The sequence below is a fragment of the Pseudomonas brassicacearum genome, from assembly GCF_918698105.1.
Classification (GTDB): Bacteria; Pseudomonadota; Gammaproteobacteria; order Pseudomonadales; family Pseudomonadaceae; genus Aquipseudomonas; species Aquipseudomonas brassicacearum_F.
The window spans coordinates 41,528-48,901 of the sequence record NZ_CAKKMI010000051.1 but is presented as its reverse complement, the minus strand read 5'-3'; the positions used below and the strand labels follow the sequence as shown (position 1 = coordinate 48,901).

The following is a 7,374-nucleotide window of genomic DNA, read 5'->3' as shown; positions in this document are numbered from 1 at the left end:
CGCGATGGCGTCCGATCAGCCAGCATTGATGTCGACTGATGCACCGCCATCGCGAGCAAGCTCGCTCCCACAATGGGGCTGGCTGCGACATAGGTGTAACGGCCAGATCCATGCTAAGCGGCTAATATGGCACTTCAACGGCAAGCTGTTGCCGGATGTGTATCGCTGTAGTTGGAAAAACCCTCATGCAAAGCGCCTATACCGTCCTTATCCTGTTGATGCTGGTGGGCGTGTCGCGCCTGATCGGGCGATTGATCCCGTTGCCGTTGCCCCTGGTGCAGATCGCTGCCGGTGCCTTGTTGGCCTGGCCGTCCCTGGGCCTGCACGTAGCGCTCGATCCCGAACTGTTCCTGTTTCTCTTCTTGCCCCCGCTGCTGTTCTCCGATGGCTGGCGCATGCCCAAGCGCGAGTTGTGGCGCCTGCGCGGGCCGATCCTGACGCTGGCGGTGGGTTTGGTGTTGTTCACGGTGGTGGGCGCCGGTTATTTCATTCACTGGCTCTTGCCGAGCATCCCACTGCCGGTGGCTTTCGCCTTGGCAGCAGTGCTGTCGCCGACCGACGCGGTGGCGGTGTCGGCGATTGCCCGTGACCGCTTGCCTGCGCCGTTGATGCACATGCTCCAGGGCGAGGCGCTGATGAACGATGCGTCGGGCCTGGTGACCTTCAAGTTCGCCTTGGCAGCGGCGATCACCGGCGTGTTTTCCCTGGCGAATGCCAGCCTGACCTTCGTCCTGGTGGCGGTTGGCGGCCTGTTGGTGGGCGTGGGCTTGAGCTGGCTGGTGGGCCGCTTGCGGGCGTGGATGATTGCTCGGGGTTGGGACGATCCGGCCACCCATGTGGTGTTCATGTTGCTGCTGCCGTTTGCCGCCTATGTGCTGGCCGAACGCCTGGGCGCCTCGGGCATTCTCTCGGCGGTGGCGGCGGGGATGATGCAGAGCTGGCTTGACCTGCTGCCGCGCCAGACCGGCACGCGACTGCTCAATCGCAGTGTCTGGTCGCTGTTGGAATTTGCCTTCAACGGCTTGATCTTCCTGCTGCTGGGCCTGCAATTGCCGGACATCATCAAGGCGGTGACCCGTCACGAAGCCACGTTGTGGCCGACGTTGCTCTACCGCTGCCTGGACTTGGTGGCGATTTTCCTGGTGTTGCTGGTGCTGCGGTTTGTCTGGGTGCAAAGCATCTGGCGCTTGTCCGGGCTGCTGCGACGCTGGCGCGGCAAGGGCGAGTTGACCTTGGTGCCGGACGCGCGCTCCTGCTGGCTGCTGACCTTTGGCGGCGTGCGCGGGGCGGTGACATTGGCGGGCGTGTTGTCGGTGCCGTTGCTGCTGGGGGCGGGCGAGCCGTTTCCCGAGCGCGATCTGCTGATCTTCATTGCTGCCGGGGTGATTCTGTTGTCGTTGATAGCGGCCTGCGTCGCCTTGCCATTGCTGCTGCGGGGCATCGAGAAGAGCCCCGACGACAAGCGTCGCAACGAAGTTCGCGAGGCCTGGCGCAAAACCGCTGAAGCGGCGATTCATGCGCTGGAAGTGGAGGAACCGGCCGAAGCGACCAATACGCCGGATGCGGCCCAGGCGGCGCTGGCGACCGAGGTCAAGGCGCGGTTGATGTCTGAGTATCGCCATCAGTTGGAAGTGTTCAACGACTCCGCCGAAGCGCAGGCGTTGGCGTTGGAGATGGACCTGCTGGAACGCCGGCTGCGCTTGAAGGCTTATCGGGCGCAACGGTTGGAGTTGTATCGACTTAGTCGTCATCACCAGATTGGGGATGATGTGTTGCGTGAGGTGTTGGGGGAGTTGGATTTGGCGGAGGCGAATTTGGGGTTGGGTAAATAACGGCAGGGTCAGAGCGGAAGATAGGCCTTCACACCGGCGATCACGCCTTGCATGTCTTCAGAGCCCAGGCGAGGAACGAAGTACTCTCGACCGTTGGATCGAGTCTTTCTGTGCAGCTTGTCCAGACGTTCAAAACTCACGGTATAGATCATGTCGCACTTTACCCACAGTTCTTTGTAGCCATCGGACTGGAGGGGATTGGTGCGGAGCAGGTGGTGCCAGTCCTGCTGAGTCTGTGGCGTTGTGGAGGAAATCGGCACCACGGTACAGAGCTTGCGACTGTGTGTGGCAGTAGGGGAGATCACCACCACCTTGCGGATCTTCAGCATTTCAGGCGCAACAAAGCCCCGCGTGAAGTCGCAAAGAAGAACATCGCCTTGCTTGGGATGGTAATAAAGAGGCATTCCTTATCCTCATAAAAAAGCAAAGCCGCCCGAAGGCGGCTTCAATCGACACGCAGTTGAGCTTGCTTCGCCCTTTCTGCGCCGCTGGATCAACCCCGAGAGGGACCCAGACTCCTGCCAGCTCTCGCTGGTGACGGGGTCGATTATGGCTACCGGCAATAGCGAATTCAAGCCGGCTTGAACCCTCGTCACAGGGTTAAATGAGGTTTTTCGGTGTACAACTTTAGCGAAATCAGAGGCTTGGCGTCCGCGGTACGTTTTATGTCTTTTCTTGTCTGAGCAGACAGATTGTCGTCTGTCAGACGCACCGAAGTTTCCGACAAGTTTTTAAGGTTGTCCGTCGGAAGCGAGGGCTCTAGCCTCTGGGTGTCGCTGCCAATTCAGCGACCGGACGTGAGAATCCGAACATCTCTATGAGCACAGTTTCTGCACAATCCAAGTGCTGGGCTTTACATCTTCAGCTCTAGGGAGCAAGCAATTCGATGATCAAAGAACCTCAAAATCCGCCAAAACCTGCCTCCACTTTCCCTTACGGCGATTACGCCCCCGAAAAGCTGCAAGAAGCAGCTGACCGTGTGCTGGACCAATACCTCAAACCTGACGACAGCAAGTCAGAACCCAAGCCCTCAATGCAGTTATTCACTGTGGCTGACGGTATCGACACCGAAGTGTTGCTGGCCAACCTCAGTGAAACCCTGGCTTCGGCCAATGCAATGCTCAACGACCTTGCCTTCGATCAGGACGGCTCGCGACGACATGTAGCATTGGGAGTGGTCCAGATGATTGAGTTGGGGATGTTGTTGGCGAACAAGTGCCTGGATCGGGTAGAGCTTCGGACTTGATGTAATAAGTGCTGGCCTCATCGCGAGCAAGCGTTGCTCCCACAAGGGTTTGTGGTGTTCACAGATATGGGGGCCACACCAAGCCTTTGTGGCGAGGGAGCTTGCTCCCGCTGGGCCGCGAAGCGGCCCTAAAACCGGGCAGCGCGGTATGTCAGGCAGATTGAGTTGACTGCTTTGGGGCCGCTGCGCAGCCCAGCGGGAGCAAGCTCCCTCGCCACAACAGCGGTCCGCTTCAGCGCGATACAGCCATCAGCCCCGACGTTGGATGAACGCGCGGATCCGCTCCGCCGCTTCCACGCATTCGGCCAAGGGCGCGACCAGGGCCATGCGCACGCGTCCGGCGCCTGGGTTGACGCCATCTACATCGCGGGACAGGTACGAGCCCGGCACCACGGTCACGTGTTCCTGTTCGAACAGTTCCCGGCAGAACGCCGCGTCGTCGCCCGCTACGTTCGGCCACAGGTAGAAGCTGCCGTCGGGGCGTTGCACGTCCAGCACCGGGCTGAGGATTTCCAGCACGGCGTCGAACTTCTCCCGGTACAGCGCGCGGTTGGCGCGTACGTGCACTTCGTCGTTCCACGCGGCGATGCTTGCCAGTTGGGTCTGAACCGGCATCGCGCAGCCGTGGTAGGTGCGGTACAGCAGGAAACCCTTGAGGATGTCCGCGTCGCCAGCGACGAAACCGGAGCGCAGGCCGGGCAGATTGGAGCGTTTGGACAGGCTGTGGAACACCACGCAGCGCTTGAAATCCTTGCGACCGAGTTCGACGCAGGCGCTGAGCAGCCCCGGCGGCGGGGTCTGTTCGTCGAAGTAGAGTTCGCTGTAGCACTCGTCCGCTGCGATGACGAAATCATATTCGTCAGCCAGGGCGATGAGTTTTTTCAGTACATCCACCGGAATCAATGCGCCGGTCGGGTTGCCCGGGGAGCACAGGAACAGGATCTGGCAGCGTTTCCAGATGTCCGGCGAGACGGCATCGAAATCCGGGTTGAAGCCGTTCGCGTCCAGGCACGGCAGGTAGTGCGGCTTGGCCCCGGCCAGGAACGCCGCGCCTTCGTAGATCTGATAGAACGGGTTCGGGCTGACCACCAAGGCGTCGTCGCCACGGTTGACCACGGTCTGGGTGAAGGCGAACAGGGCTTCGCGGGTGCCATTGACCGGCAGCACATGGCGCGCCGGGTCCAGCCAGCCGTTCGGCACGTTGAAGCGGCGCTCGCACCAACCGGTGATGGCCTCACGCAATTCCGGGATGCCGAGGGTGGTCGGGTACACGGCCATCTTTCCCAGATTGCTGGCCAGGGCTTCAGCCACGAAGCTGGGCGAGCGATGCTTGGGCTCGCCGATGGATAGGGCGATCGGGCGTTTGTCCGGATTGGGCGTGACGCTGCCAAGCAAGGCGCGGAGCTTTTCGAACGGGTAGGGCTGGAGCTGGTTCAGGGCGTTGTTCATCGAGGGCCTCGTCAATGTGGGCGCGGTCCTTGTGGGAGCCGAGCTTGCTCGCGATGGCGGTGAGTCAGGCAGCATCAATGCTGGATGCTCCGTCGCTATCGCGAGCAAGCTCGCTCCCACAGAGGGAAATTGTTTGTTCAGATGCTGATACGTGTCAGGTGAGCATCAGGTTCCTGGCTGACGCTCAAATGCTGCACGATCGCTTCCTGCAGGCGGCTGCACAGCTGCGGATCGGACAGCGGCTGGTTATGCGCGTCGGTGATGAAGAAGACGTCTTCCACCCGTTCGCCGAGGGTGGCGATCTTTGCGTTTTGCAGCGACAAGTCGAACTCCAGGAAGATATGGCCGATCCTCGCCAGCAGGCCCGGGCGGTCCGGAGCGCTGAGTTCCAGCACGGTGACCTGGCGCTGGGCGTCGTTGTGGATCGTCACCTGCGGCGCGAAGGCAAAATGCTTGAGCTGGCGCGGCACCCGGCGCTGGATGATGGTCGGGTAGTCCGCCGGGTTGCGCAGGGCTTCGGTCAGGCCGTCGCGGATCTGCTTGACCCGCGCCGGGTTGTCGCCAATCGAGTCGCCGTCGGTGTCGAGCACGATGTAGGTGTCGAGGGTGAACTGGCTGCTGGAGGTAATGACCCGGGCGTCGTGAATGTTGAGGTTGAGCTGGTCCATCGCCGCCACGGTCACGGCGAAGAAATCGTGCTGGTCCGGGGCGTAGATGAAGATCTGCGTGCCGCCCTCGAACTCGCGCTGGGTGGTTTCCTTGATCAGCACCAGCGGTCCGCCATCGGCCGGTTGCTGCAGGATCGCGTCGCTGTGCCAGGCCACGTCGCCGGCGGTATGGCGCAGGAAATAGTCATCGCCCAATTGCGACCAGAGCTGCTCGACGTCGTCCGGATCGGTGCCACCGCGCACCAGGATGTCCAGGGCCGCACTTTGGGTGCGACGGATCTGCTCTTCGCGGTCCACCGGGTTTTCCAGGCCGCGGCGCAGGGCGCGCTTGGTCTCGGTGTAGAGCTGGCGCAACAGGCTGGCGCGCCAGGAGTTCCATAGGGTCGGGTTGGTGGCGTTGATGTCGGCCACGGTCAGCACGTAGAGGTAATCCAGGCGTGTTTCATCGCCGACGATCTGGGCAAAGTCGTGGATCACCTGCGGGTCGGACAAGTCCTTGCGCTGGGCAGTGGTCGACATCACCAGGTGGTTCTGCACCAGCCAGACGATCAGCCGGCTGTCCCACAGGGGCAGTTGATGGCGCTGGCAGAACGCCTCGGCATCCACCGCGCCAATCTCGGAGTGGTCGCCCTGGCGGCCCTTGCCGATGTCGTGGTACAGCCCGGCCATGTAGATCAGTTCAGGCTTGGGCAACTTGGCCATGAGCTTGCTGGCCAGCGGGAATTTTTCCGACACCTGGGTGTACTGCAGCTTACGCAGGTGCTTGATCAGGTTCAGGGTGTGGGCATCGACCGTATAGATGTGGAACAGGTCATGTTGCATCTGCCCGACGATGAAACCGAACTCCGGCAGATAACGCCCGAGGATCCCGTAGCGGTTCATGCGCCGCAGGTTGCGGTGCACGCCGATCTTGCACTTGAACAGCTCGATGAACAGGCTGGTGTTGCGGATGTCGTGACGGAAATCGTCATCGATCAGGTGACGGTTTTCCCGCAGCAGGCGAATGGTATCGGCGCGTACACCCTTGATTTCCGGCTGCTGGGCCATGAGCACGAAGATTTCCAGCATGGCGAAGGGCGTGCGGCGGAAGACATTGGCGTTGCGCGCCTCGATGTAACCGTCGTGCAGTTGGAAACGTGAGTTGATCGGCTGCGGCGGTTCTTCGTCTTCGGGGGCGAGGATGACTTCCTCGAAGTGCTGGATGATCAGTTCGCTGAGCTGGGCGATGCTCATCACCACGCGGTAGTACTGCTGCATGAAGTTTTCGATGGATTGCTTGGCATCTTGCCCCTCGAAACCCAACAGGCTCGCAATGGAGCGCTGGTGGTCGAACAGCAGGCGGTCCTCGGAGCGCCCGGCCAGCATGTGCAGGGCGTAGCGGACCTTCCACAGGAATTCCTGGGACGAGGCCAGCAAGGCGTTTTCGCTTTCCACCAGGAAACCTTCACCGGCCAGGGCGCGCAGGTTCAGCGTGCCGTACTGGCGCCGTGCGACCCAGAGGATCGTCTGGATGTCCCGCAGCCCGCCGGGCGAGCCCTTGACGTTGGGCTCCAGGTTGTATTCGGTGTCGTTGTACTTGTGGTGGCGGGCCTTCTGCTCGGCGCGCTTGGCCAGGAAAAAGTCCTTGCTGGGCCACATGTGCGCTGTGCTGGTGACATCGAGCATGCGCTGGCGCAGGTGCTCGGGGCCGGCGATGGTGCGGCTTTCCATCAGGTTGGTGATCACCGTCAGGTCGGCGCGGGCCTCGTCGGCGCATTCCTGCACCGAGCGCACGCTCTGGCCGACTTCCAGGCCGATGTCCCACAGCAGCGTCAGGAACCGCTCGATGGAGTCACGAAAAATTTCATGATCGGCGCTGTCCAGCAGGATCAGCAGGTCGATGTCGGAGTAGGGGTGCAGCTCGCCGCGCCCATAGCCGCCCACCGCCACCAGGGCGATGTCGGCATCTTCGCTCCAGTTGAACTGCTCCCAGGCCTTTTGCAGGATGTTATCGACGAACCAGGCGCGGTCCTCGATCAGCCGCCGAATGTCCCGGCCATTGCGAAAGCGCTGGTCGAGCACTTCGTGGGCCTGGCGGATCGCCTTCTTGAACGCCGAGATGGGGCTTGCCTTCAGGGCCAGTTCAGCCTGGAACTGGCCGCGGTCGAAGAGTTCGGGATCCACCTGCGGCATTGAATGA

5 protein-coding genes are annotated in these 7,374 nt (G+C 61.6%); 2 read left to right on the top strand and 3 right to left on the bottom strand.

Going from position 1 to position 7,374, the window contains the following annotated elements; all coding sequences use genetic code 11:
• Positions 1-185: 185 nt before the first annotated feature.
• Positions 186-1,832, top strand: a complete 1,647-nt coding sequence (locus tag LQ215_RS19540) for a Na+/H+ antiporter (protein ID WP_230152160.1) — start codon at positions 186-188, stop codon at positions 1,830-1,832.
• Positions 1,833-1,840: 8 nt separating this feature from the next.
• Here the strand turns inward: LQ215_RS19540 and LQ215_RS19535 are convergent, their stop codons facing one another.
• A complete protein-coding gene (locus tag LQ215_RS19535; RefSeq protein ID WP_230152158.1) occupies positions 1,841-2,236 on the bottom strand; it encodes a type II toxin-antitoxin system PemK/MazF family toxin in 396 nt (131 codons plus the stop codon).
• A 482-nt stretch (positions 2,237-2,718) separates the two neighbouring features.
• Here LQ215_RS19535 and LQ215_RS19530 point away from each other — a divergent pair, with 482 nt between their 5' ends.
• The gene (locus tag LQ215_RS19530) at positions 2,719-3,078 is read left to right on the top strand and encodes a DUF6124 family protein (protein WP_230152157.1); all 360 of its coding nucleotides are present in this window, start codon (positions 2,719-2,721) and stop codon (positions 3,076-3,078) included.
• 249 nt (positions 3,079-3,327) lie between these two features.
• Here the strand turns inward: LQ215_RS19530 and dapC are convergent, their stop codons facing one another.
• Positions 3,328-4,527, bottom strand: a complete 1,200-nt coding sequence (gene dapC, locus LQ215_RS19525) for a succinyldiaminopimelate transaminase (RefSeq protein ID WP_230152156.1) — start codon at positions 4,525-4,527, stop codon at positions 3,328-3,330.
• A 137-nt stretch (positions 4,528-4,664) separates the two neighbouring features.
• The gene (locus LQ215_RS19520; protein WP_230152155.1) at positions 4,665-7,367 is read right to left on the bottom strand and encodes a [protein-PII] uridylyltransferase; all 2,703 of its coding nucleotides are present in this window, start codon (positions 7,365-7,367) and stop codon (positions 4,665-4,667) included.
• Positions 7,368-7,374: the final 7 nt, after the last annotated feature.